23 protein-coding genes are annotated in these 24,510 nt (G+C 72.7%); 15 read left to right on the top strand and 8 right to left on the bottom strand.

Features of this window, described 5'->3' with window-relative positions; genetic code table 11:
• Positions 1 to 43: 43 nt before the first annotated feature.
• The 8 genes from ACFYNO_RS15010 to ACFYNO_RS14975 form a co-directional block, all read right to left on the bottom strand.
• Positions 44 to 1,147 (bottom strand): class I SAM-dependent methyltransferase, encoded by a 1,104-nt coding sequence (locus ACFYNO_RS15010; protein WP_388011210.1) that lies wholly within the window; start codon positions 1,145 to 1,147, stop codon positions 44 to 46.
• 174 nt (positions 1,148 to 1,321) lie between these two features.
• Positions 1,322 to 2,194, bottom strand: a complete 873-nt coding sequence (locus ACFYNO_RS15005) for a dimethylarginine dimethylaminohydrolase family protein (RefSeq protein WP_388011208.1) — start codon at positions 2,192 to 2,194, stop codon at positions 1,322 to 1,324.
• 124 nt (positions 2,195 to 2,318) lie between these two features.
• Complete coding sequence (locus ACFYNO_RS15000; protein ID WP_388011206.1) at positions 2,319 to 2,777, bottom strand: GFA family protein; 459 nt, start codon at positions 2,775 to 2,777, stop codon at positions 2,319 to 2,321.
• Positions 2,777 to 3,640 carry a DUF3865 domain-containing protein gene (locus ACFYNO_RS14995; RefSeq protein WP_388011204.1) on the bottom strand — a complete coding sequence of 288 codons (864 nt, stop codon included), beginning with the start codon at positions 3,638 to 3,640 and terminating at the stop codon, positions 2,777 to 2,779. The genes ACFYNO_RS15000 and ACFYNO_RS14995 overlap by 1 nt, the downstream gene beginning before the upstream one ends.
• The gene (locus tag ACFYNO_RS14990; protein WP_388011202.1) at positions 3,637 to 4,917 is read right to left on the bottom strand and encodes a hypothetical protein; all 1,281 of its coding nucleotides are present in this window, start codon (positions 4,915 to 4,917) and stop codon (positions 3,637 to 3,639) included. The genes ACFYNO_RS14995 and ACFYNO_RS14990 overlap by 4 nt, the downstream gene beginning before the upstream one ends.
• A 68-nt stretch (positions 4,918 to 4,985) precedes the next feature.
• Positions 4,986 to 6,125, bottom strand: a complete 1,140-nt coding sequence (locus ACFYNO_RS14985; RefSeq protein WP_388011201.1) for an inosamine-phosphate amidinotransferase 1 — start codon at positions 6,123 to 6,125, stop codon at positions 4,986 to 4,988.
• A 109-nt stretch (positions 6,126 to 6,234) separates the two neighbouring features.
• On the bottom strand, positions 6,235 to 7,311 hold the full coding sequence (locus ACFYNO_RS14980; protein ID WP_388011199.1) for a fatty acid desaturase family protein: 1,077 nt from the start codon (positions 7,309 to 7,311) through the stop codon (positions 6,235 to 6,237).
• Positions 7,312 to 7,423: 112 nt separating this feature from the next.
• Positions 7,424 to 7,555, bottom strand: a complete 132-nt coding sequence (locus ACFYNO_RS14975) for a hypothetical protein (protein ID WP_388011197.1) — start codon at positions 7,553 to 7,555, stop codon at positions 7,424 to 7,426.
• A 430-nt stretch (positions 7,556 to 7,985) separates the two neighbouring features.
• Between ACFYNO_RS14975 and ACFYNO_RS14970 the strand changes: the two genes are divergently transcribed.
• From ACFYNO_RS14970 to ACFYNO_RS14900, 15 genes are all read left to right on the top strand, one after another.
• Positions 7,986 to 8,885, top strand: coding sequence for an amino acid--tRNA ligase-related protein (locus ACFYNO_RS14970; protein WP_388011195.1), 900 nt, complete (start codon positions 7,986 to 7,988; stop codon positions 8,883 to 8,885).
• 28 nt (positions 8,886 to 8,913) lie between these two features.
• On the top strand, positions 8,914 to 9,834 hold the full coding sequence (locus ACFYNO_RS14965) for a TauD/TfdA dioxygenase family protein (RefSeq protein WP_388011193.1): 921 nt from the start codon (positions 8,914 to 8,916) through the stop codon (positions 9,832 to 9,834).
• Positions 9,835 to 9,876: 42 nt separating this feature from the next.
• The gene (locus ACFYNO_RS14960) at positions 9,877 to 10,980 is read left to right on the top strand and encodes a DNA alkylation repair protein (RefSeq protein ID WP_388011191.1); all 1,104 of its coding nucleotides are present in this window, start codon (positions 9,877 to 9,879) and stop codon (positions 10,978 to 10,980) included.
• 199 nt (positions 10,981 to 11,179) lie between these two features.
• On the top strand, positions 11,180 to 12,337 hold the full coding sequence (locus ACFYNO_RS14955; RefSeq protein WP_388011189.1) for a protein-L-isoaspartate O-methyltransferase: 1,158 nt from the start codon (positions 11,180 to 11,182) through the stop codon (positions 12,335 to 12,337).
• Between the two features lie 86 nt (positions 12,338 to 12,423).
• Positions 12,424 to 12,930, top strand: a complete 507-nt coding sequence (locus tag ACFYNO_RS14950; protein ID WP_388011187.1) for a GNAT family N-acetyltransferase — start codon at positions 12,424 to 12,426, stop codon at positions 12,928 to 12,930.
• The gene (locus tag ACFYNO_RS14945; RefSeq protein ID WP_388011185.1) at positions 12,927 to 14,951 is read left to right on the top strand and encodes an ATP-binding cassette domain-containing protein; all 2,025 of its coding nucleotides are present in this window, start codon (positions 12,927 to 12,929) and stop codon (positions 14,949 to 14,951) included. Before ACFYNO_RS14950 ends, ACFYNO_RS14945 begins: the two co-directional genes overlap by 4 nt.
• Before the next feature lie 226 nt (positions 14,952 to 15,177).
• On the top strand, positions 15,178 to 16,626 hold the full coding sequence (locus ACFYNO_RS14940) for an NUDIX domain-containing protein (protein WP_388011183.1): 1,449 nt from the start codon (positions 15,178 to 15,180) through the stop codon (positions 16,624 to 16,626).
• A gap of 108 nt (positions 16,627 to 16,734) precedes the next feature.
• Positions 16,735 to 17,688, top strand: a complete 954-nt coding sequence (locus ACFYNO_RS14935) for an NUDIX domain-containing protein (protein WP_388011181.1) — start codon at positions 16,735 to 16,737, stop codon at positions 17,686 to 17,688.
• A gap of 25 nt (positions 17,689 to 17,713) precedes the next feature.
• Positions 17,714 to 18,688 (top strand): NUDIX domain-containing protein, encoded by a 975-nt coding sequence (locus ACFYNO_RS14930; protein ID WP_388011179.1) that lies wholly within the window; start codon positions 17,714 to 17,716, stop codon positions 18,686 to 18,688.
• Positions 18,689 to 18,690: 2 nt separating this feature from the next.
• Complete coding sequence (locus ACFYNO_RS14925) at positions 18,691 to 18,948, top strand: hypothetical protein (protein ID WP_388011177.1); 258 nt, start codon at positions 18,691 to 18,693, stop codon at positions 18,946 to 18,948.
• A 268-nt stretch (positions 18,949 to 19,216) separates the two neighbouring features.
• Positions 19,217 to 20,581, top strand: a complete 1,365-nt coding sequence (locus tag ACFYNO_RS14920; RefSeq protein WP_388011175.1) for an NUDIX domain-containing protein — start codon at positions 19,217 to 19,219, stop codon at positions 20,579 to 20,581.
• Positions 20,578 to 21,159, top strand: a complete 582-nt coding sequence (locus ACFYNO_RS14915; RefSeq protein WP_388011173.1) for an NUDIX domain-containing protein — start codon at positions 20,578 to 20,580, stop codon at positions 21,157 to 21,159. The genes ACFYNO_RS14920 and ACFYNO_RS14915 overlap by 4 nt, the downstream gene beginning before the upstream one ends.
• A gap of 62 nt (positions 21,160 to 21,221) precedes the next feature.
• Positions 21,222 to 22,010: a class I SAM-dependent methyltransferase gene (locus tag ACFYNO_RS14910; RefSeq protein WP_388011171.1), complete on the top strand. Its 789-nt coding sequence runs from the start codon at positions 21,222 to 21,224 to the stop codon at positions 22,008 to 22,010.
• Positions 22,011 to 22,042: 32 nt separating this feature from the next.
• Entirely contained in the window at positions 22,043 to 22,897 is an 855-nt protein-coding gene (locus ACFYNO_RS14905) for a PP2C family serine/threonine-protein phosphatase (protein WP_388011169.1), read from the top strand.
• 176 nt (positions 22,898 to 23,073) lie between these two features.
• Positions 23,074 to 24,510 (top strand): phosphotransferase, encoded by a 1,437-nt coding sequence (locus ACFYNO_RS14900; RefSeq protein ID WP_388011167.1) that lies wholly within the window; start codon positions 23,074 to 23,076, stop codon positions 24,508 to 24,510.

Below are 24,510 nucleotides of genomic sequence, written 5' to 3'. Positions count from 1 at the left end.
CCGCAACAAGCGCTGCTCGGGCCGCCCCGTGGCGGACGCCCGGTCAGGTCGTGGAGAACAGGGCCTGGTAGACCGGGTGGGCCCTGAACGGGCCGCCGTGGTGCGGGGACGCGAGCGAGCCGTGGTGCTCCTCCCCGCCGGTGGTGCGCAGCGTGGCGCCGAGGTGGTAGTCCGGGTGGATGCCGTCGTCGCTGAGGGCCGTCTCGACGGTGAGTTCCAGGACGTCTCCGGGCTCGACCGGCACGGGTCGGTCGAAGAGCGGGAAGTAGATGCTGGCCCAGTTGGTCCTCATGCGCAGCGCGTCGAGCGGTTCTTCGTCCGGCAGGCACCAGAGGTTGAGCCAGGTGAGCACGCCGTCCACGTGGCCGGCCCGGGTGATGGCCAGGCGGACGGTCGTGCGCTGCTCCGTTCGCAGTTCGCCGTTGAAGTCGAGCACCTCGACCGGTCGGCCGTCGGAGAGCAGGGCGTCGGTGTCCGGGTTCTCGATGCGCAGCCGGATGTCGAAGGGCCCGCCGTGCCAGTCGAAGATGCTCTGCAGGTACGGGAGGGATGCCTCGGCGAACGCGACAGGCTGGCCGGGGAGCAGATCTGACAGGCGGACGGCCGCGGCCAGGGTCACCGCTCGGTGCGGCACCACCAGGCCCCCGGGCACCAGGTGGCGGTTGCGGGCGTCGGTCAGGACGGCTGCCGCGCCTTCGGCGCCGGCCAGGGAGCCGATGATCTCCGCCACGCAGACGTCGGCCTTGGGCGCGAACTGGAGGGTGGTCGACTCGCCGAGCAGGAGCGTGATCAGGTCGCGCTGGTCGAGGGCCGCCAGGGTGTCGGCGGCTTTGTGGAACGCGGGCTCGATGACCTCGACGGCCAGGGCGTGCCGGGCTCCGGCCTGCACGCTCTCGCGCGCCCATAGGAGGTCTTCTCCGGTGCCGATGTCCAGGACGTGCCGGCCCGGCGCCAGCTTGGCCAGCGCTGCGCGGAAGCGCTCGTTGCGCTCGTGGTCGGTGGTCATGGTCGAGTAGAGGAACTGGTCGTAGATGGGGTACTCGCCGACTGTCGGCCACAGAGCGGGCCGGCCCTCCCGCTCGGGCTCCGGGTCCACATGCACACACACGGTGCGTCCGTGGGTCTTGATCTCTCGGGTCTCGTGCATGATCCGCCTTTCGCGGGTGTGTCATCCGGTTCGGCCTGCGCTCAGGGGTCGGCTGCCGCCACCGCCGCTCCGGCGACAGGGCGAGGGGGATCGGCGGGAGGTCACCGGGCAGGCGCGGCCAGCCGGCCCGGCGGCGGGGTGGCCGGCGGGCTCGGGCGGTTGGGCGTAGCGGCTTCAGGTACGAAGCAGGGGCAGGGTGGTGCAGCGCAGGGAGCCGGGGATGCGGGTGACCTCGGAGTAGTCGACGGTGAGGACCTCGAGTCCGAGGGTGGCCAGGGCGGTGGCGATGCGGTCGCTGCCCGCGGCGACGACGACCGTGGTGGGGGCGATGGCCAGGACGTTGACCTGGACGGCGCGAGCCTCGGCGTCGGTGACGGGGACGAGGTGGTCGAAGTGGGCGTCGAACCAGCGGTTCTGGTCGGTGGTGAACACCTCGCGGTGGATGAGGGCGGTGCCGGGTGCGACCACGGCGAGGTGGTCGTCGAGGTGGACGATCCCCTTGACCGCGAAGGGTACGGGGACGACTTCGCGGTTGATGCCGTGTCGGGCGAGGGCCTCCTGGAGGGCGGTCGCGCCGTCGGGGCTGGTCTCCTCGCTCAGGCCGACGAGGACACGGCCGGTGTCGGGGAGCAGGACGTCACCGCCCTCGATCGTGCCGCGCGAGAGCTCGACCGGCTGCATGCTGGTGGCCGGGTCGGTGAGGGCGTCGGCCTCGGCCTGGCGGTGCGCGGAGTTCAGGCGGGCCCGGAACAGGACGTGGTCGATGGCGAAGGCGATGTCGCGGGGGTAGTGCTGAACGGAGCAGCCCGGCGCCGCGGGGAGCAGGACCACCTCGGTGCCGCGGTCGCGCAGCAGGCCGATCAGCTGGTCCTGCTGGGAGCGGACGGTGGCGGGATCGAAGGTGGCCCAGGTGCTGGTGGTCTGCTGGCGGGCGAGGACCGGGTGGACGTCGGGGCCGTCCAGGGGGCGAGCGAAGTCGCTGGCGTGGCGCATGGCCACCCGCTTGAGCGTTCCGTACTCGGTGGCGACATGGACGTCGGAGCGCACGGGTCCTCCTGGGGTCGGTGCGGGCGCAGTGGTGCGGGGTGGAGGTGGTCCCGGCACGGCCCGGTGGCGGTGGGTCTGCGGGGGCGGGCGCTGTCAGGTGCGCCCGCCCTCGCAGGGTCCGGGGTCAGCCGGCCGCGGCGGGCTGGGTGTCGCACTGGGCGAGCCAGGGGGCGGCCTCGGCGACGCGGTTGATGTTGGTGGGGGCCAGGGCCGGGTCGGTGCCGTAGTGGTCGAGCGCGGTGGCGAGGATGCCGATGATCGTGTCGTCGCCGTAGTCGCGGGCGGCGATGTGGCTGCCACAGTTGCCGCAGAAGCCGCGGGCGGTCTTGCCCTCGTAGGTGTCGTACCAGGTCGGCTCGCCGCCCTCGCCGGTCCACGTCAGCCCGGACATCGGGAACCCGACCCACCACTGGAACGGCGCGCCGGCTCGCTTGGCACAGTGCGCGCAGTTGCACACGTGCGGGTCGACCACCGGGCCGGTGACGGTGAAGCGGATCCTCTTGCACAGGCAGCTGCCGCTGCGAACCGTGAGGACGGGGCCGGTGGCGGCAGCGGTGGCAGTGACGGCGACAGTCTCGGACACTAGTTCAGTTCCCTCGCGCGGTAGGCCAGTTGGGTCCACCAGTGTGCCATCGCGCCGAAGATCTGCAGGAAGCCCTCCAGGGCCTGCGGCAGGTCGAGGTGGAAGAGGTCACTCTGACGGATGAACCGGGCCAGGCCCTCGATGTGGGCCTCCTCCACGCTCATGCCGCCGACCTGCGCGGCCTCGTGGCCCTCGTCGAGGTGGAGCCGGTAGTAGTAGTCGAGGTTCTTCAGCGCCGCGCCGCTGGCCCCGATGGTCAGCTCGCCGTACCGGTCGGTGATGTCCCGCAGGATCTCGGTCTCGGCGACGGCGACGCCCTCGGTGGCGTAGTAGCCTCCGGCGATGAGGCCGGTCATGTGGCTGTTCACCAGGACCTGGTGCTGGAGGACCAGCTTGGCGGTCTCGTCGGCGGGAACGTGGCCGTTGACGAGCAGGCCGAGGTCGGTCAGCAGCGCGCGGGTGTAGAGGATGTAGTGGGCGGGGACCTTGCCGGGCTCGCCGCCCTCCTCCAGGAAGTTCCGGTCGAACTCGTGCCCCAGCGCCGGGCAGGAGCCGTAGACCTGGGCGGCGGCCAGGCGCAGGAACTGGGCGTTGTGCCGGGCGAAGACCGCCAGCTCGGCGATGTACATGCGGGCCTGCGCCACGGTGAGGGTGGCGGGGTCGACCAGGGCGCGGATCTGCCGGTAGATCACGTCGATCATCGGCTTGAGGTGCTTGTCGACCAGGTCGTCGCCGCTGCTGCGGGTGCCCTGAAGGGTGGCGTGGATGTAGCCGCGGGTTTCCGGGTTTGCCTGCAGGTACAGCTCGATGAGGCTGGTGCCGCGCAGGTCCTCGAGCGTGGGCGCGGGGGCGGTGGTGGTCACTGGGTCTCCTCGGAGGTGGTGGAGAGGGTCAGGCCGCCGGTGGCGCCGAGCGTGCGGATCGCCGAGAGCACCTGCGGATCGTCGGGCAGGAGGGTGGGGCCGTTGTTGAGGCGCTCGACCAGGTCGGGGCTGAGGACGGCGGGGTCGGCCGGCGCCTCGCAGCCGCGCAGGAACGCCTGCCGGCCGGTGACGATCAGCTGGTAGGGGGCACGGACCGCGACGCTCGTGCCGGGTTCGAGGCTGGCGGCGGCGAACGCGGCGGCAGCCTCGTCGCGGGCGAGGTCGCTCTCGGTCTGCTGCCAGCCGCCGTTGCTGAGGACGGTGTGCCAGCGCTGGTGAGCGTGCTGGGCGGCGACGTCCGTCGCCTGTTCGGCGGCGGCGGTGAACGCGGCGGCGGTCACCTCGCCCAGGCGGCGGGCGAGCTCGTCGGGACCGGCGCTGAGCGGCTGCATCGGGGACGGCTGGCCGGCGTCGGTGTCCGGCGCGCTGGCCAGGAGGGACTCCACCATGTCCGGCGCGATCCAGCCCCGGGCGATCGCCGCGTAGGGGAAGGTGTAGAGGGGGACGGCGACGGACACCGAGAACTCGCTCTGCCGGCCGACGTGGAAGACGCGCTCGGGCAGGAACAGCGCGTCACCGGGCTCCAGGGCGAAGTGCTCGCCGTGCTCCAGCAGCCACGTGTAGTCCCCGTACAGTGGGTCGCTGCCGCCGGTGAGCTTGAGGTACTCCTCGGCCGGCCAGCAGTAGAAGTCCTTGGTGCCGGGCCCGTAGTGGGTGAGGAACGCGTTCTCGTAGCCCTCGTGGACACCGAACGCGGTGCCGGAGTAGTTGCCGACGAAGGCGACCAGCTCGGCGCCGCCGGCCGGAACGCCCCAACCGTTCATCAGCGCGCCGACGAACTCACCCAGGCCAGCGGCCAGCGTCTCGCTGACGCTCTCCAGGGTGTTGAGGACCAGGCTGAACCGCTCCGCGCCGACCTGCTTCTGCATCCACGCGACGAAGCCGCCCTCCGGCCAGCCGTCGGCGGCCAGCACCTGGTCCACCAGGTCCGGGCGGTGCTCCTCGCCCACGTACACCCGGGCGTTCGCGGTGATCTCCAGCCCGGCGGCGTGGGCGCGGCGGATCGCGGCGAAGCCCTCCAGGACGGCGTCCGCGTTCGCCGCCGAGGCGGGGACGACCCCCTTGAACAGGTGCGGGCTCCTCATGCCGGCGGTCTTCTCGGGCAGGGTGTCAGTCCAGAACGCGGGGGGCGGGGGCCACTCTCCGGTGCTACTCACGGGGTACTCCTTCGGGTTCGGGCCGCGCGGGTGCGGCCGGGGTGGGCGTGCGCGGGATGCGGGGTGGGTCAGGCCGTGAGGTAGTCCTCGGGGCCGCCGTCGCGGACGGTGTCGAGGGTGAAGCAGTGGTGTCCGCCGCCGAACAGGCGCCGGTGGCGGTGCCGGACGGGAACGACGGTGAAGCGGCGTTGCTCCAGTACCTCGATCAGCTCCGGATAGAGGGAGTTGACGACCACCGTGTTCTCGTCGATCGACAGGACGTTGATGTCGATGTACCGGGAAGCGGTGGGGATCACGAACCCGAACTCGTCGTAGTCCTGCTCGGGCACGGCGCTCGGCGGAGGGTAGATCGCCTCCCAGCCGCGCATCGCCTCCGGCAGGAGCTCGAGGTACTTCGGGTCGCGCAGCAGCATCAGGCCCGGGCGCAGGGGGACGACGATGGAGTCGACGTGGTTGTCGGCGATCCCGGGCAGCCGGTGCAGGCGCAGCTCGGGGAAGTTGCGGGTCAGCCACTGGTAGGCGAGCTCGTGGTTGTGGTTGGAGACGTTGACCAGCACGTCGCGGCCCAGGCGGATGCACTGCGCGCCGTCGAAGACCATCTCCAGGCCCAGGCCGTCGATGGGCAGAGCGTCCTCGCCGGCCATCGCCGAGGTGACGTCGACGCCGTGCCGGTCGAAGTAGGCGGTGTCGAGGGAGTGGGCGGCGAGCGCGGGGCGCGGCATGGCCAGCCAGTTCGAGCCCTGCGCGAAGTAGCGGTTGAAGTGGGGCTTGAGGTGGTCGTTCTCGAAGACCCTGCCGCGGATGTGCGGCGCGGTCTCCACGATCGTCGTCCCGAGGATGACCGCGTTGTCGCGGACGTTCAGCGGCGGCGTCGCGCCGCTGCTCCACCACGGGGAGGAGACCTGGACGTCCTTGCCGGGGGCGGAGGGGCGCAGGACGCGGACCCCGCAGCTGGCCAGGGTGTCCGCGAAGCCGGTGACGTCCTCGATCAGCTCGTCGACGATCTGCTGCGGGATCGTCAGTTTCCGGTTTCCGTCGGGCAGGTGGGGGGCGACGTTCTCGTAGTAGAACAGCCGCCAGCTGCTGTCGGCGTCGTGCTCGGTGTAGTGGTCGGCGCGGCCGACGACGACCTCGCGCAGCCGGGTGAAGTCGTCGAAGCTGTGCGCACCCTGGGTGGGCGGGTCGAGCTGGGACTGGGGTTTGGTCATGGGTGGTCGCCTCCTCGGCGGCGGGTGCCGGCACGGCCCGGGCGGGCAAGGGGTGCCGCCCGGGCGGCACTGCGGCGGCCCGGTCGTGGACAGGTTGGAGGGGGATCGGTCAGGCGGCCGTGCGCTCGGAGGCCATGGCCTGCTGGGGCGCGGGCTGGGCGGTGAGGCGGGCGATGACGTCCTCGATCACGCACGGCACCTCGGGGGTGGAGCGGCGGCGGGCGAAGTACCCGGAGCACCACGGCACCTCGTCGAAGCGCTCCAGGCGCTCGGCCAGGAGGGCGGTGGCCTCGGGCAGGCGCCGCCAGGGGATCTTGGGGCACCAGTGGTGCACCGGGTGGTGCATGTCGTCGAGGTGGCCGCCGAGCAGGTGCCGGGTGAGCCAGTGCGAGGACCAGCCGCGGGTCTGCTGCAGCACGTCGTCGTCCTCGATCAGGCCGGCGTGGTTGCCGAGGTCGGTGATCCAGGTGACCACCGGGCGCACGAACACCAGAGGGACCAGCCAGTACAGCAGCAGGTCGCCGAGGACGCCGAAGGACCAGCACACGGTGGCGACTCCGGCCCACAGCACCGCGCGGGCGGCCAGCGCCCACCGGCTCTCCCGCGGGCCGCGGGTGACCAAAGTACGCAGCGCCGACGTCGGCAACCGCCACAGCGCGGCCTTGACGATCACCCGCAGCACGAAGGCGGTCCGGCTCGTCGGTGCCCGGACGGTGTCAAGGCGCCCAGCCTGGTACGACTGGAACATCGGGTCGGCTCCCGTGCCCAGCTGCGCGTGGTGCACTCCGTGGGTGGCGCGGTAGGGCCGAAGCCCCTCGCCGAGCATCCCGGTCAGCAGGTACCCCACCAGGCGGTTGCCGCGCGCGGTGACCAGCAGCTTCGCGTGGACGCACTCGTGCGCCAGGTTCGAGATGTGCCGCTGGCGCACCCCGATGTACAGCACCGCGAGCAGCGGCCCGACGACGTGCCCGGCCAGGGACCCGGCGAGCGCCGCCACGACGATCGCGCCGACGTCGACCGCGACATCCCGCAGGCCGACACTCGGGCCGCCGCACAGGCCCTCCAGCTCGCCGATCAGTTCTGGGCCCAGCGCCTGCCGGACCGGACCGGACGCGCCGGTCGAGTGCCGGGCGCGCCTCGGTGTCTTCTCGCGCCGGCGCACCGACCACCGGCTGGGCCTGCCCATCTGTTCTCCTCCGGACACGGGGACTGGATGTTGGCCTTCCGTGAACCGCTGCCGGTGGGCGGGGCGCCCCGCCCACCGGCAGCAGCACGTCAGCCGATCAGGACGATCGGGGTCAGGCGGCGGCGGGACGCATGCCGAGCTTGACGCCCGGGCGCATGCCGAGCTTCACGGCGGCGCCGGGGCGCATGCCGAGCTTGACGGTGCCGTCGCCCGGGCGCATGCCGAGCTTCAGGGTCTGGTCCATGGGTTCTCCTCTCGGGCCGCGGGCATGCCGCAGCCACGCGTGGTGAATCTGATGGTCGAGCCGGAGATGAGCGCGGCTCGAAGGAGCCGGCCGGGCGCTACGCCGAGGGCGCTGGTGAAACCGTCGCGCCGAGTGGCCGTGCCATCACGCTAGGGCCGCACCAAGGGCAGCGGCAACGGGTCGTGACGTTGCGCCAAGTGCGCCGGGGCGTTGCGCACCCGTTGCGCCCATCTTTCCGCTGACCTGGGGAAACGCTCCTGCGAGCCATTGGAATCGCGGCTACCGGCCGCGGACCGGCCACTCGGCCGGTGCGCGCGGTCTTCTGTGCCTCGGTGGCGTGCGGCTACTTTGAGGCGCTCCGGGGAAGCCGCATCGTCCAGGCCGCAGCCCGCTGAATCAACGCCTCTGCCAGTTAGCCAAGTTGAGGGGAATGCGCATGTCCGCGCCGTCCGGTCCAATCCGTACCAAGGCCAACGTGCTGCACGGCTTGCGAGCCGTGCTCCACGAGGAGGGCTTCACCGAGGTAGTCACCCCCGTCGCTCGCCGCGCCAACCTAGGGCCCGGCCGCCGCGTACCCGCCGGCCTCCATGAGGGCCGGTACCTGCGAGCGATGATCGGCCCCGCGCTGCGCGTCAACGTCAGCACCGACCTCCCGCGGGTCTACGAGATCGGCCCGTGCTTCCGGCCCGAGCCGCCCGACGCCCTCCACGCCGCCGAGTTCACGATGCTCGACCTGTACGCCGCGCACCTCGGCTTCGAGGATCTGATCGACCTCGCCTGGCGGCTGGTCGGCCCGCACCTGCCCTCCTACGCCCCCGAGCGGCTGTCGATCGCCGACCACGTTCACGACGAGTTCGGCATCGACCTGCGCACCGAGCCCATCGGCGACCTGCACCCGCGCATGGCGGCCCGGATCGGCGCCGCCGCGGGCGAGCCGTTCCGCGACGTCCTCGGCCGCTACATCGCCCTCGAACTCGAGGCCGACACCACGGGCCGCGCGGTGTTCCTCACCGACTACCCGACCGGCGGCGACGAGCCGTGCGCCCGCCTGGCTCACGGCACCACGGCCGTCCTGGAGCGCTTCGAGCTGATCGTCGACGGCATCGAGCTCGTCCACGGCTACACCGACGAGACGGACCGCACGGCCTTCACCGACCGCGCCAAGGCCGTCGGCCTCTACGACGACGAGCAGCAGCTCGCCCTGGACGCCGTCGAGGCCGGAGCCGTACCCGCGGACACCGCCGGCCTCGGCATCGGCATCGAGCGGCTGTGCGCGGCCTCCGCCGGGCCGCGCGACATCACGCCATTCCTCCAGTCCTCCCAGTTCTGACGCCCGGATCCCAACCCCGGAGGCCCCGATGGACCTTGCGATCACACCGCTGGCCGGCGGCTTCGGCGCCCGCGTCGAGACCGACCTCGCCCGCGCCGCCGGCACCGCCGCGGCGGGCGCCCTCACCGATGCGCTGCATCAGCACCGGGTGCTGGTCCTGCCCGGCCAGCACCTAAACCACGTCGACTTGCTCGCCGCCGCCTCCCTGTTCGGTGCCGTCGACACCGCCACCGACCGCCGCTACACCGTCCCCGGCTTCCCTGGCCTCACCGTCGTCTCCAACATCCACGACCAAGACGGCACGCCGATCGGCATCTACGACGGCGACCAGGAAGAGGAGTGGCACGCCGACAACAGCTTCAAGCCCGAGCTGACCGCCGCCACCCTGCTGTACTCGGTCATCACCCCGGGCCAGGGTGGCGAGACCCGCTTCGCCGACACCACCCGCGCCTACGCCGATCTTCCCGCCGACCTCCGGGCTCGGATCGACGGCCTGAGCGCCGTCCACTCCATCCAGCACCTTGCCAAGCAACAGGCCGAAGCAGCCGGTGGCCGTTCCTCCACCCAGGCCGGCACGCTCGCAGACCTGCCCGAGGTTATCCACCCGCTCGCCCCGATTCACCCCATCACGGGCGCCCGCGCACTCCTGCTCGGCTCCATGGCCATCCCCCGTCTGGAAGGCCTGCCCGATGCCGACGGCCAGGCGTTGCTGGCCGACCTCCTCGCCCGTATCACCGGTTCCAACTACCTCTACACCCACCGCTGGGACCAGGGCGACCTGGTCGTCTGGGACAACCTCGCCGTCCTGCACACCGCCTCCCCCTGCGACAGCTCCCGTCACCCGCGCTTGCTGCTGCGCGCCGCCGTCCGCCAGCCGACACGCCGCCCCGGTCCCTCCGACGGGGGAATCCCCATGGAGCCGCCCACCACCGCGCCTGACCGGCACTAAGGTGGTCAAATGAGCTCCCAAGTCCCCTTGAAAGAGCGGGCCTTGAGCCCGGATCGGATCGCCCGAATCGGGCGGGAGATGCAGGCCGCCTGCCCCGGATTCGACGCTGCCTCCTTTGCCGCCCAGGTCAACGCCGACCTGCCTGCCCTGGAGCTCAAGGCCCGGATCGCCCGCACCGCCGAAGGCCTTCACCAGCACCTGCCCGTCACCGGGCCGACCGCCCTGGACGCCCTACTGCGTTCCCTCCCGGCCACTCCGGAGGCTGCCGGCGCGGAATCCGACTTCGGCCTTTACATCTACGCCCCGCACTCCGCCTACGTCGCCGCCCACCACCTCCACCCCGAGCGGCTCGACCATGCGTACTCCGCGCTCGCCACCCTCACCCCGTACTTTTCCGCTGAGGATGCTGTTCGCTCCTTCCTCAACACCTATCCCCAGCAGACGCTGGCGGCCGCCGCGAGTTGGGCCGCTGCCTCCGACCACCGGGTGCGACGCCTGGCCAGCGAGTCCCTTCGCCCCCACCTTCCCTGGTCCGCCGGCACCGGCCTGCCCGCCGACACCGCCCTGCCGCTGCTCGACGTGCTCTACGCCGACAGCAGCCGCTTCGTGACTACGTCGGTCGCCAACCATCTGCGCGACATCGCCCGCACCCAACCCGACCTCGTCCTCGCCACCCTGGCCAGGTGGCGCGCCGAAGGGCGCGCCACGGCCGCCGAACTCGCCTTCATCACACGCGAGGCGCTCAAGGCCCGCCTCAAGGATGGCTGGCCGCCCGCCTACACGATCCTGGGCTACGACCCGCAAGCGGCTGTCAGCGTCAGCCCCCTCCGTCTGCCCCACACCCAGTACCGGCTGGGCGACAACCTCGCTTTTGAAGCCGACCTCACCGCCCCCACCGACACCCTGGTGCACGTCATGTACGTCCTGACCCGCAGTGACCCCGGCACCGCGGCCCGGGAGAAGGTCGCCCACCTCACCCGGGCCACCGTCAAGGCCGGCGCACCACTGCACCTGGCCAAGACCCACCTCCTGAAGTCCACCGGCACCGCCGCCCTCGCACCAGGCAGTTACCACCTCGCACTCCAGGTCAACGGCCGCCGCCACCCTCCGGCGCTGCTCCGCATCACCAGCGACCGGAGCGGCTGACCCGGACAGCTCGGCCTCACACTGCTCCGCCATGGGGCTCGCTCCGCCACGCCTGCGTCCCCTGCACCGACCGTCGCCCGAGTAGGAGCATCATTTGCCGCCCGCTGACTCGATCACCGCGACAGCACAGCGGCGAGCGCGACGAGCTCCAACCCACAACCTGGACCCAGATGATCGAAGCGGAGAGCAGGTGACCGAGATGACCAGCCCCGCGGCCTCGACTGCTTCCGCCGCGGCACGAACCGCCTTCGCCGCCGCTCTCGCCCAAGAGCCCGGCGTGCACGACTCGGCGATCGTCGCCGCGATGGCCCGGATGCCCAGGCACCAGCTGATGCCGCGCCTGTTCGCGCCGCTCGGCAACGACCGGCCCGCCCGACAATGGCGCCTGCTCGACGTCGCGGACGACCCCGAGCAGCACCTCGCCGTCTGCTACGGCATGGACCAAGTCGTCGTGCAGCTCGACGGACGCCCGACCGGCCCGCTCACGCCGGGGACCGAGTACGCCGGTGTCCCCACCGGGCAGAGCTCTGGTGCCGGCCTGCTGGCCGTCACCGTTCAGGACGTCCACCTCGGGCCGGGCGACCGGTTTCTGGAGCTCGGCGCGTGCACCGGCTACCTGAGCGCGGTCGCCGCCGACCTGACGGGTCGGCAGGCGACCGGTGTGGAGGTCGACCGGGAGCTGGCGCGCGACGCCGCGATGCGGCTGGCCGCGATCGGCGCCGACGTGCGGGTCGTGGTCCGCGACGGGCTGCGCGGACTGCCCGACGGTGAGTGGGATGTGATCGCCGCCTCGTTCGCCGTCCGGCGCATCCCCACTGCCTGGCTGCAACGCCTCGCCCCGGGCGGGCGGCTGCGCACCACCGTCACCACCGGTGCGCCCGGCTGGCACGCTACCGCCCTGGTCCACCGCGACGAGGCGGGAGTGCTGTCCGGGCGGCTCGCCGCAGAGCTGTGGGGGAACGTACCGGACCGGGCTGGCGGGTGGATCCCGCTGCCGAATACGCCCGCGGACAGCGGGCGCAGCCGATCCTCGGTGCTGGCGCCGCCCGAGCCGGCCGAGCGCGGCTACTGGGTCGCGCTCGCCCACACCTTGCCCGGGGTGAGGCGGCACTGGAACGCACCCGGCTTCGACGACGAGGCGGTGCTGGTCGCCTCGGACGGGTCTCGGGCCGCCGTCACCCGCGACGGCTCGCACGCCGTCGAGTGGGGTCCGCGGAGCCTATGGCGGGAGGCCGAGGAGCTCCACGCCCGCTGGGCGGCGGCCGGCCGCCCGGCCGAGTACCGGCTGGAGTTCACCGGTGCCGTGCAGCGGGCGGTCGGCGGCCCGGGCCTGAGTTGGCAGCTGCCGATGGACTGACCATCACCAAGCCGCGGAGCGCCGATGCCCGCCGCCGCGCACCGCCCGATCCGCCCGCTGCCCACCGCTCGAGGGAGGCTCCACCGATGACACCGACCCCCGTCCGCCCGGCCACGCCCAAGGACGCCGAGGAGCTGCTGCGCCTGCGCGTCGACGTCCTGACCGGCCAGCCTGCCACCGACGCTTGGCGCGCCACCTTCCTGGCCGACATGCAGGCCCGCCTCGGCACCGACCCACAGCTGCTCGCCTTCGTGGCCGACAGCGCGGACGACGAACTGGCAGCGTGCGCGATCGGCGTCGTCTACCGGGGCTACGAGGGCCCCTTCTACCCTGGCGGCCTGTGGGGTCGGGTTCACACCGTCGTCACCGATCCGCGCCACCGGCGCCAGGGGCTGGCGGAGGCCGCCACCCGGGCCCTGGTCACCGCCCTCCAGGACCGTGGCTGCTCCTCGGTCGAGCTGATCGCCACCCCCGAAGGCCTGCCGCTTTACAAGAAGCTCGGCTTCGACCCCGCCGCCCACTACCTGACGCTGCGCCAACCGTTGGCGGCGGCCGGCACTGCCCGGTCGGGGACTTCGGGAGGGGCGGCGTGAAGCGGCGTCAGCGCGAGGCGGCCGCGGCGGGCGAATCGTCTCCGAGCGAGCAGTTACTGTTCGGCGGTCCGATGCGCTACGACGGCGGGTTCGTGCGCCACGAGGATGCCAGCGCGCAGGCCGGCCTGTGGACGGTGGCCCGGCAGATCCCCGGCATGCTGCGCTTGGCGTGGGTGCTCGCCTGGCGGGCCGACCGCGCGGCCCTGGTGGGGGTGGTGCTCGCCGAGGTCGGCCGTGCCGGCGCGGCGGCGCTGTCCCTGGTCGCCGTCAACGCCGCGCTGGGGCACCTGTTCGCCTCCGCCGGGGCGGCCGGTGCGCTTCGTGCAGTGCTGCCCGCCGTGCTGGTGGCCGGTGGCGCCGCCGGTGCCGGTGCCGTGCTCGCGGCCGTGTCCTCCTGGGGCGCGGACCGGCTCAGCCCCCGGATCCAGCGCACGGCGACCGTCACCCTGCTGGGCGGGGCCCAGCGGGTGGAGATGGCCGCCATGGAGGACCCGACCTTCAACCGGCTACTGGAGTCCGCGAGGTTCGGCATCAACTCGGTCCACCGGCTGACCAGCGAGTCGATCTCGGTGCTCAGCACCCTGCTCTCCATGGCGGCAACCGGCGGCGTGTTGTTCACCCTGTCCCCGGTGCTGCTGCCGCTGCTCGTGCTGATCGCGGCCCCTCGCGCGTGGGGCGCGGCCGTCACGGCCAGGCGCCGGCGCAACTCGGTGATGGCGTGGCTCCAGCACCTGCGGGCTTCCCAGCTCATCGCCCAGCTCCTCACCCAGACCTACACGGCCGCCGAGATCCGGGTGCACGGCGTCGGCGCGTTTCTGCTGCACCACTTCGAGCAGATGGCCCTGGCCTCGGACGCGGAGCAGGCCCGCCTGGCCGCGGCCGGCGCCCGCACCAAGATCGTCGCTGCGGCCGCCTCCGGTCTCGCGTTCGCCGCCACGTTCGGCCTACTGGGCCTGCTGGTCTCCACCGGGCACCTGGCGCTCGCCGCTGCTGGCACCGCCGTCGTCGCGGTGCGCACCGGCGCCGCGAACGTCAGCGGCTTGCTCGGCAGCGTCAACCAGCTCTTCGAGGAAGCGCTGTACGTCGGTGACTTGCAGAAGCTCACCACCGAGGCCGAAGCGCTGGCCATCCCCACCGGCGGCGTAGATCTGCCCGAGCGCCCCGCCGCGATCCACGTGGAGGACGTCTCCTTCACCTACGCCGGCCGCACCACGCCGTCGCTGGACAAGGTCAGCCTCGTGGTGCCCACCGGGAAAATCGTGGCCCTGGTCGGGGACAACGGCGCCGGCAAGTCCACCCTGGCCCGGCTCCTGTGCGGGCTGTACCAGCCGGACAGCGGCACCATCCGCTGGGACGACGTCGACACCGCGACCGCCGACCGCGCGCAGCAGTTCGCCTCCACCGTGCTGCTCCCGCAGGACTTCTTCCACTGGCCCCTCACCCTGCGGGCGATCGTCACCACCGGCCGCCCCAGCCACCACGACGACGCCCGCTCCCTCGCCGAGGCGGCCGAGTTCGCGGGGATGGAGGCCCTGCTCCAGCAGCAGGACCGGGGCTGGGACACCCTGGCGGCGAAGGGCTTCGAAGGCGGAGTCGAGTTCTCCGGCGGCCAGTGGCAGCGGATCGGCACCGCCCGCACCCACCTGAGGGCCACCACGGCCGGCCCCGAGGGGCGGCGCCCGTTCCTGGTCATCGCGGACGAGCCGACCAGCGCGCTGGACCCGGCCGCGGAGGTGCGGGCCTTCGACAACCTGCGGCGCCTGGCCGGCCAGGGAGCGACCGTGCTGCTGATCACGCACCGCCTGGCCGCCAGCGCCGCCGCCGACCTCATCTACGTCCTGAAGGAGGGCCGTCTCGTCGAACAGGGCACGCATGAGGAGCTCATGGCTGCCGGCGCCGACGAGGAGCAGCCGGCCGCAGGTGGTTACCGCACCGCCTATCTCCTCCAGGCCCAGCAGTACGCCACCCAGCTCCCCGAGCCACGCCCCGCCGCTGAACCGGCCGAGCGGAGCGGCCGGTGACCGCCCGGCAGCGGTGCCGGACCGCGACCGCGGCGGCTGTCAGCCCCTCCTGGCATTGTCACCCATTGAATTTGACCGGATACGAGTCGTGATGGATGGGGGTGGGCCACAGAGCCCGGCTGGTGCCGCGGACCACCGCTGGCGGTGGCCCGGGCCGCAGAGAACCCGCAGCCGCCCCGCACCGTCGGCTGTCCGCCGACGTCCCCGCCCCGAGAGAGGTTTCGCCGTGCCCCCCGCTCGAACCCACATCCACGACCTCGTCCAGACCTACCTTGAGCGCCACCCCGGCGAACGCGCCCAACTGGCGTCGCTGCTGGACCTGCTGGACGCTGGCCGGGAGCCCACGAACCGGGCCACGCTGCCCGCGCACGTCACCTGCAGCGCCATCGTCATCCGCCCCGACCGGACGGTCCTGCACATCCACCACAAGGCCACGGGCCTGGTGATCTGCCCGGGTGGGCATGTCGAAGACAGGGACCAGACCCTGCTCGCCACGGCGCTGCGCGAGGTCCACGAGGAAGCCGGCATCCCGCCGGATGCCCTGTGCCTGACCCCGCAGACCCTCGCCGTCCCCATCGACATCGACATCAACGACATCGAGCCCAACCCGGCCAAGGGTGAAGGCGCGCACCAGCACTACGACTTCCGCTTCGCCTTCTGCCTGCTGCCCGGAGCGGCTGACGTCGCACTGCAGGCCGAGGAGGTCACCGGCGCCGAGTGGCGCCCCCTGGACCGTGTCGCCTCGCCTTCGTTGCGTGCCAAGCTGCTCGCCTCCGGGGTCACCGGCGAGGCGGAGCCCGTCAACGCCTCCGTCCTCATCCACGACGGCGCCGGCCGCTATCTCCTTCACCTGCGCGACAACTACCCGGGCCGGATCTGGGCGCCGGGCGAGTGGTCCCTGTCGGGAGGCGGCCGCGAGGGGCAGGACGCCTCGCTGACGGATACCTTGCTGCGCGAACTTGCTGAAGAGGCCCCCGGCCTGACCTTGACCGACCTTCGGCCCTTCGCGGTGGAGCAGGCCATCGGCGTGGACGGCCTGTGTGTGCCGGTCCAGATCTACACCGCCCGCTGGACCGGCGACCCCGACGCCGTGGACCTGCGCGAGGGCGTCATGCTGCGCTGGTTCACCCCGGACATGCTGCACCGTCTGCTGCTGCGCCCCTCCACGATTGAGCTGGTGCACCGTCACACATCCGAGCACCCGGCCGGCGGCCGGCCGGCGAAGGTTCCCGGTAGCCAGGCCGTGCGCAACGTCGTCGGAGTCCACCTCTACCTGGAGGACGACCAGGGCCGGGTCCTGCTCGGGCTGCGCCACCCGGACTCGGCCTACGCCCCGGATACCTGGCACCTCCTGGCCGGGCACTGCGAGCAGGAGTCCGCCGTCACGTGCCTGGTCCGGGAAGCTATGGAGGAAGCGGGCCTGGTCATCGACCCCGCCGACGCGCAGTTCGCGCACGCCGTCCACCTCGTCGACGCACCCGGTGCCCAGCCGAGGCTCGGCCTGTTCTTCCGGGTCCGCTCCTGGAAGGGCACGCCCGAGCTGCGCGAGCCCGGCAAGTGCACGGCCTGGAAGTGGTGCGACCCGGACGACCTGCCCGAGCAGCTCGTCCCGTACACCCGGGCCGCGATCGCCGGCATCCGGGCCGGCCGGACCTACACCGAGCTGGGCTGGTGAGCACGTCCTCCCGCCGGTGCCGGTCCACCACCGGCGGGAGGACGCCGTCCTGACCTGCCCGTTGCGCCGCACCGATCCCGTGACTTCGACCCCGACCTGGAGTGCCCCGTGACCGAGACCGACCAGCACCCGCCCTTCGACCTGCTCGCCGACGCCGCGGCCGCCGGGATCCAGCGCCCGTCCGTTTCCGTGCTGCTCGTCAACCACCGCGGGGAGCTGCTGCTCGTGCGCCGCGCGCCCAGCACGCTGCTGGGCGGGCTCTGGGAGCTGCCCGGCGGCGGCGTCGAGGACGGCGAGAGCGTGCTGGACGCCGGCCGGCGCGAACTCCGGGAGGAGACCGGCATCACCGGCGCCCGGTTCACCGCCTACCTCGGCTTCGACGACTACGACAACGCCCGCGGACTGCGGGCGCGTGAGTTCGCCTTCACCGCCGTCGTCGACCACGACCCGGACGTGGTCCTCAGCCCCGAGCACGACGAACACCAGTGGGTACTGCCCGCCGAGCTGCCCGACCGGCTCGCCGACCACGAGCGGGACCTGATCACCCGCCACGCCGCCCAGCCCAAGCCCTACCCCGGCTACCAGCCCCTGCCCGCCTACCTCGCGAGCATCCCCGCCGCCCCGATGTGGGGCGCGATCTTCTTCACCACCACCACCGGCGAGGCCGTGCTCCTACGTTCCACCAACCACCTCAAGGGACTGCAGTACCCGGGCGGAGACGTCGAATTCACCGACCCCACCCCGCTCCACGCTGCGGTACGTGAGACCTGGGAGGAGACCGGCATCCGCCTGGTCCCCGCTGCGGAGCTGCTGCCGCTGCTGGCCACGGTCGTCGAGCAGCCCCGCGCCGGCTGGCCGACCAAGGTCGGATTCGTGTTCTCCGGCGGGGTCCTCACCCCGGCACAGCTGGCCGAGATCCGCCTCAACCCGCTTGAGCACGACGAGGTCGTCACAGTGTCCGAGGCCGGGCTGAAGCAGCTGGACGACCCGCACGCCCACGATCTGACGCTCGCCGTCCTCGACGTGCTCCGCACCGGCGCCCCTGCCTACGTCGTCCGCTGACCGCCCGGCCGAACCGAGGAGAACCGTGACCGACACCGCAGAGCCGGACCCCGACCTGAAGGACTACCTGGCCGCGCACGCCGCGCCAGCCGCCTGCGTGGACGCGCTGATCCGCGACGGCCAGGGCCGGGTGCTGATCGTCGACCCCGTGTACAAGCCGGGCTGGGACCTGCCCGGCGGTATGCTCGAGGACGAGGAACCCGTCGACGGCCTCACCCGGGAGCTGCGGGAGGAACTGGGGCTGACCGCCGAGATCGGCAGGCTCCTCGTCCACGACACCGTGCCGCCCGGCCGGTGGGGCCGCACCATCCTGGCCCTGGTCTACGCCGCCCACCCCAAGGCGCCCGTCGACGTCGAGCATCTGCCGCTGCAGCGCAGCGAGATCCGCGAGGCCCGCTTCGCCACCGAGCAGGAGGCGATGAGGCTGCTCGCCGCCCCGGTCGCGGCCCGTCTGGCCGAGGCATCGCGGGCGGAGCGCGGCGCGCACACCGCGGTGCTGCGGAACGGACGGCGCGTGCTGCGGGACGGGCTCGACTACTACCGGCAACTGCCGGCGCCGATGGCCGCGGCCACCGTGCTCGTGCGCGACACCGAGGGCCGGATCCTGGTCCTCGACCCCCGGTACAAGGACCACGCGGAGCTGCCCGGCGGCATGGTGGCTGGTCTCCGACTGCAATCCGGCCGCGCTGTCCCGGCATGGCCGCGCCCTGACCTGCCACGTCTACGACGCCGAACCGCTGGACCCCGCCCAGGCCCGGGCGCTGCGCTTCCCCGACGGGGAGATCCGTGCGGCCCGGTGGCTGTCGCCGAAGGACGCCCAGGAGGCGCTGCCGGCGGTGCTCGCCGACCGCGTGGCCGCCGGCCTCCGGGCGCTGGAGCTCGGCAGCGTCGTGGAGATCGACCGCAGCATGGGCCCTGGCGCCGACGTGGCTGCCGAGTCCGGGGCGGGCGCGTGACCGCCCGCGCTCCGGGCCGGAGCCGCTTGCCGGGAGGGTGGTGAGCATGGCAGGCCGACACAGCCGTCCGCCCGAGCCCCGGCCGCAGAGCGACGGAGACACCGCCCGGCACCTGAAGGCGCTGGTGACCGGCCGCCCGGTCATCGAGGAGGGCCTCAGCGTTCCGGACGGTGGCGACCGCGTCTTCCTGTCCCGGCGCGTCTTCCACCCGGACGGCCAGGTGCAGCTCTGCCTGGTCCGCCTCGATGCCACCGATCTCTTCCCGTTCCCTCCGCCCGACCGCCCTCCGATCGGTGAATCGTGACCTGCCGGCGCCCGCTGCACCGCTTTCGACGCGATTGGGGCAGAGCAGTCCGGGAGGCGCTTGAAATCGAAAAGTCCGCCTTCGACCCGGGCTCGCCGGGAACCGCCTGGTTTGATCGGACGACTCGAACAGCGGCAGGATCTCCAACCCGGGCACCGTTCCCAATGAAGCATCAACTCCTATGTAAAACATAGTCATTGACGCTGTCGTGCGACGTGACGGCGCTGGGTCGCGCCGCGCTCACCTTCCAGGACGAGGGGCTCTACGAATGATCGACTTCGAGGTGCTGACGGCTTCTGCCCGCCGCGAGGGAATCGAACGCTTCGGGGTCGGCGTCGTGGTCCGCGACCGCTCGGGCCGGGTCCTGCTGATCCGGCGGGCCACCCACGACGACCTGCCCGGTCTCTGGGAGTACCCGGGCGGCGGCCGGGAGGGCGACGAGGACATCGAGGCCGGCGCGGCGCGCGAGCTCGCCGAGGAGAGCGGCCTCACCGGCCTGCAGCTGGAGTTCGCGCGCACCCTGGACTTCACCAACGACAACGGCCGCCGGGTGCGGCAGTTCGTCTTCACCGCTGTCGTCCCGGACGGCACGGCGGCGGTCCTGTCCGGCGACCACGACGGTCAGCAGTGGGCGTTGCCCGAGGCTCTGCCGCACACCGGCGACGGGCAGCGCGAGGTCATCACGTGGCTGGCCGGCCGCCTCGCCACCCCCGGCTGGCGGCCCGTCGGCGGCCACCTCACCACCATCGCCCGGCCCGCCACCTACGGCAGCCTCCTCGTCACCAACCCCGCCGGCCGGATCCTCCAGATGCGCTCGGCCACCGACCCGGCCGTCTGGGACTTCCCCGGCGGGATGGTCGAGCACGGTGAGTCCCCGTTCGACGCCGCGGTGCGCGAGGCCCGCGAGGAACTCGGCCTGGACCTGGCCGCGGAGAACCCGCAGGTGCTCCGCCGCCGCCTGATCGCCGTGATCCACACCCAGGCCGACGCCGACTACCCGGTGCCGGTCGTGGGCCACGTCTTCGACGGCGGCACCCTGACCGCCGAGCAGCAGGCCCGCATCCGCCTCGATCCCACCGAGCACACCGAGCACCGGTTCGAGACGGCCCACGACTGGCGCCACCACATGGACCTGGCCCACTACCAGCGGCTGCGGCAGGTCCTGCGCGCCCACCGCTGCGAACGCCCGCTCTACCTGGAGCGCCCCGCCCGTCCGGACGACGACTTCGAAGGCGTGCTGGTCCTTGTCACCGACCCGGCCGGCCGCCTGCTGATGCACCTGCGCGACACCGGCCCCGGCCCCTGGCCCGGCTACTGGACTCCGCCCGGAGGCTGGCGCGAAGGCGACGAGAGCGCCGAGGAGAGCGCGGTCCGCGAGGTCCGCGAGGAGGCCGGCATCGAGATCACCGGGCTGCGTACCCTCCCCGACCCCCACCCCGACCACGGCCTCCCGCTCACCCGCGTCCTGCACGCGACCTGGAACGGCTCTGAGAACGACCTGGTGCTCGGAGACGAGGGCCAGGCCCTGCGCATGGTCCCCCCGGCCGAAGTCCTCGACCTCCACGTCCCGCCCTACCTGCAGCACTACCTCCCGCTGCTCGCCGACAGCCAGCCCGAAGGAGCCCGCCCATGAGCGCACCGACCCCCGTCCGTCAGCCGGCCGTGCCGCGGCCGTGGCAGCAGCACGGCCGCGAGACCCTGCTGGACACCCGCTCCTACCTGATCCAGCGCGACACGGTGACCCAGCCCGACGGCACCCAAGGGGACTTCGAGTTCCACCAGGCCCAGCTCGACGGCGCGCTGACGGTCGCAATGGACGACCAGGGCCGGATCGCCATGGTCCGCTACCGCTCCTACGTCCACGGCGAGGTCCTCACTCCGCCCGGCGGGAATCTCGACCCGGGCGAGGACCCGCTGGAGGGAGCCCGGCGCGAACTCAAGGAGGAGTCCGGCATCACGGCCGCTACGTGGAGCCCGCTCGGCCGGATCGCACTGATGACCAAGAGCACCGCTCACCTGCACATGTTCCTCGCCCGGGACCTGACAGCCGGTGAGCAGGAGCTGACCGGCACCGAGACGGGCATGACCGTGGAGTGGTGGCCGCTCAAGGAGGCGGTGGCCGCCGCGATGGACGGCCGGCTCCTGCTGTCCGGAGCCGTGGTGTCGGTCCTGATGGCCGCCCAGGCCGTAGACGCAGCGAGGCGCGCGTGAGCGCCCAACCGGCGGACCCTCCGCCTCGCCCGACCGGCCCGAACCGACCCGAAGCCAAGGACTTGCCCCTCTTCCCCGGTGCAGCCAGCGCCTACCGCACCTTCCGGCCCGGCCTGCCCGAGGCCGCTGCCACACTCCTGACCGACACCGTCCGCGGCACGCCCCACCCGGTGCTGCTCGACCTGGGCACCGGCACCGGACAGGTCCCCGCCGCCATCCACGGGGCCTTCACGCGGATCGACATCGTCGAACCTGACCAGGGGATGATCGACGAGGCGACCGCGGTGCTGCGCCCGCTTTTGGGGGACATGCCGCTGGGCGTGCACCACTGCCCGGCCGAGGACTTCACCGCCCCCTACCCCGGCTACCAGGCGAACCTGGTCACGGCCGCCCGGGCGTTCCACTGGATGGATCAGGACGAGGTCCTGCGGCTGCTCGACCAAGTGACCGCACCGGACGCTGCCGTCGCGGTCATGGGCGAGGGCAGTCTGTGGACCGCCCGCTCCCCCTGGACCGACGCTTTGCGCGAGCTCATCCAGAACTACCTCGGCGAAGAGCGCCGCGCCGGCACACAGGGCACCTATACCCGGCCTCGCCGCCGCTACGAAGAGGTCCTCGCCGACTCGCCGTTCTCCCGCGTCGAGGAGCACGCCCTGCCCGTGTCCCGGCAGTGGACCCCGGAGCGAGTGATCGGCTACCTCGCCAGCACCAGCTTCGCCGCAGCCAGTCTGTTCGGCGAGCGGCACACCGCCTTCGAGACCGAGGCGCTGAGCCTGCTCGGCCGCTTCGCGGCGGATGGGCCCCTGACCGAGGACGCCGTGTTCACCGTCCTGCTCGCCCGCCGCCCCTGACAGCGCGATACGTCAACTCCCTGGAGGAGCCCGTGCACGGCAGCATACTGAAGATCACGACCGCCACCCGGGCCGGCAGCCCGCACGTCGCCTGCGAGGACCGGGTGCGCACCGCGCCGGGCCTGGTTGTCGTCGTCGATGGAGTCACCACGGTCGCCGACGGCGCCGAAGCGCTCGGCGGCACCTACGCCGACGTCCTCGGCGAAGAGGTCCTCACCCTCGCCTCTGACCCGGGCACCGATCTGCGCACCGCCCTGGCGGACGGGATCAGCCGCACCGCCAAGACCCTGGGGCTGCCCCCGCGGACGGTTCCGGGCAGTTCGGCGCAGGCGACCGTGACGGTCGGCAGGGTGCGCGGCACCCGGTTCGAGGTCGCTGCCATCGGCGACAGCCCGGTCGCGGCGATCCACATCGACGGCTCGGTGCGCGTCCACACCGACAACCGCCTGGCCGCCCTCGTCGGCAACCGCCCCGCGCGCGTGGAGCAGTGGGAACGGCTGCGCTCCGGCACCGGGCGGATCGGAGACCAGCGCCACCGGGAGCTGATGCAGGAGATCATGCGAGGACTGGCCGACGCGGTCAACACGCCCGGCGGCTACTGGATCGCGGGCTCGGACCCCCAGGCCGGGAAGCACGCCGTCGTCGCCGACTGGCCGCTGGACGAGCTCGCCGACATCCTCATCGCCACCGACGGCGTCTCGGTCGCCGTCGACAAGTACGCGGTCCTGACCTGGGCCCAGATCGCCGTTCTGTGCCGCACCGAGGGCCCCGAGGCCGTCCTCAATCTCGTCGACGACGCTGACGCGAGCGACCCGTTCGGCCACCGCTGGCCGCGGGCCAAACCCGGTGACGACAAGGCGCTGGTCCACCTCCAGTTGACCGCGTGACGAGTGCCGGCGTCGCCCGCGTCGCCCAGCGCCGCCGCCGAGGACCGGCCGCCCCGCGCTCCCGCCCGCCGGCGGACCGCTCACACCGCCACCAGCCCCCAGGGCGGCGCCCTGGCCGACCGGCCCCGGCGAACGTCCCCACCAACCTGACCGCCTTCCCCGAGGAGTCCGCCTCCGTGCCAACCGACCAGGCCACGACCGCACCGCCACGCCACCAGGAACCCGTCGACGTCCACCTCCTCCTGCGCCGGGAAGGGCCGGCCGGCCCCGAGGTGCTGCTGTCCCGCCGCGCCGGAAACGTCTACGCCGCAGGTCTGTGGCACCTGCCGAGCGGGCACCTCGACGGCCCGCATGAAGACGTCGTCACCGCGCTGATCCGCGAGGCGCGGGAGGAAACCGGGGTCGGCATCGACCCGGCCGACGTCCGGCACGCCGTAACCGTGCACCACCGCAGCCCGGGCGGCGGCGCCCGGATCGGGATCCTGTTCGAGGTCCGGCGCTGGAGCGGCGACCCCCGCGTCATGGAGCGGGCCGTGTGCGACGCGATGGACTGGTACTCGCTCGCCGAACTGCCCTCCCCGATAGTGGCCTACTGCAGGGCCGGGCTCGACGCCTACCAGGCCGGCCGGCAGTTCGCGGTGCACTTCCAGGAGCCTGGCGACCCGATCGAGTTCGAGCCGACGGCGGACCGGCTGCACCTGCTGTCCTCCTCCGACGCCTCCACGCAGGCGCCCGACCGACGGGTGCGGGAGTTCGCCGAGCAGGCGGTGGGACGCATCACCGGCTGGACCGACACCTCCTGGGCGCGGGAGGGCAGCCGCGTCTGGCGGGCACGCGGCGCCGAGGGCGGCCAGTGGTTCGTGAAGATCCACCAGAGCGACCGCTTCCACGGCCGGGAGGTCGAGGCATACCGGAGCTGGATGCCGGCCCTGGGAGCGGCCGCGCCCCGTCTGGTGGCCGCCGACCCGGGGCTGCGGGCCATCGTCATCACCGCGGTGCCCGGCCAGTCCCTGCACGGCGCCGTGCACCCGCCCGAGGAGCAGCAGCGGATCTTCCACCGGATCGGGGAGCTCGCGGCCGCGATCCACCGCAGCGTCCCCGGACTGCCGGGCGAGGGGGCGCCGGCGGCGCTCGGGAAGCTGGAGCGGCACCTCGACGCTGCCCGCGACCACCTCGCCCCCGGCGACGAGGACCTCGTCCGCCAGATCACGGCGAAGGCCGACCAATTGCCGGACCTGGATCTGGTGCCCACCCACGGCGACTTCCAGCTGCGCAACCTCCGCTGGGACACCGACACGGGCACCCTGTACGTGATCGACTTCGAGCGCGCCGAACAGGGCGTTGCTGTAAGGGACTTCGTCCGCCTGTCCGACGCCTGGGCCGGACGGCCGGACCTGTACGAGGCCGTGATGGCCGGCTACGGCAGGCAGCTCTCCGAGGCGGAAGAGGAGAACCTCGCCGTCCACCAGGTCCTCGACGCCGTCTCCGGCATCCAGTACGGCATCGCCCACGGCGACCCCGAGCTCGTCGAGCGAGGCCGCCGGACCCTGGCCCAGCTGCGTGCCACCAGCAGCAGCGGGCTCCCGACCGCGACGCCCGAGCTGTCCCGCTGA

The sequence above is a fragment of the Kitasatospora sp. NPDC006697 genome (assembly GCF_042869935.1).
Lineage (GTDB): Bacteria > Actinomycetota > Actinomycetes > Streptomycetales > Streptomycetaceae > Kitasatospora.
Note: the sequence above shows the minus strand (reverse complement) of the source record. Positions and strands in the feature narration are given on the sequence as shown.

Excerpts from the sequence above, each read along its gene's own strand:
- ACFYNO_RS15010 (WP_388011210.1), bottom strand. The coding sequence starts at position 1,147 with ATGCACGAGACCCGAGAGATCAAGACCCACGGACGCACCGTGTGTGTG.
- ACFYNO_RS14985 (WP_388011201.1), bottom strand. The coding sequence starts at position 6,125 with ATGACCAAACCCCAGTCCCAGCTCGACCCGCCCACCCAGGGTGCGCAC.
- ACFYNO_RS14980 (WP_388011199.1), bottom strand. The coding sequence starts at position 7,311 with ATGGGCAGGCCCAGCCGGTGGTCGGTGCGCCGGCGCGAGAAGACACCG.
- ACFYNO_RS14975 (WP_388011197.1), bottom strand. The coding sequence starts at position 7,555 with ATGGACCAGACCCTGAAGCTCGGCATGCGCCCGGGCGACGGCACCGTC.
- ACFYNO_RS14970 (WP_388011195.1), top strand. The coding sequence starts at position 7,986 with ATGCGCATGTCCGCGCCGTCCGGTCCAATCCGTACCAAGGCCAACGTG.
- ACFYNO_RS14965 (WP_388011193.1), top strand. The coding sequence starts at position 8,914 with ATGGACCTTGCGATCACACCGCTGGCCGGCGGCTTCGGCGCCCGCGTC.
- ACFYNO_RS14955 (WP_388011189.1), top strand. The coding sequence starts at position 11,180 with ATGACCAGCCCCGCGGCCTCGACTGCTTCCGCCGCGGCACGAACCGCC.
- ACFYNO_RS14950 (WP_388011187.1), top strand. The coding sequence starts at position 12,424 with ATGACACCGACCCCCGTCCGCCCGGCCACGCCCAAGGACGCCGAGGAG.
- ACFYNO_RS14925 (WP_388011177.1), top strand. The coding sequence starts at position 18,691 with ATGGCAGGCCGACACAGCCGTCCGCCCGAGCCCCGGCCGCAGAGCGAC.
- ACFYNO_RS14920 (WP_388011175.1), top strand. The coding sequence starts at position 19,217 with ATGATCGACTTCGAGGTGCTGACGGCTTCTGCCCGCCGCGAGGGAATC.
- ACFYNO_RS14915 (WP_388011173.1), top strand. The coding sequence starts at position 20,578 with ATGAGCGCACCGACCCCCGTCCGTCAGCCGGCCGTGCCGCGGCCGTGG.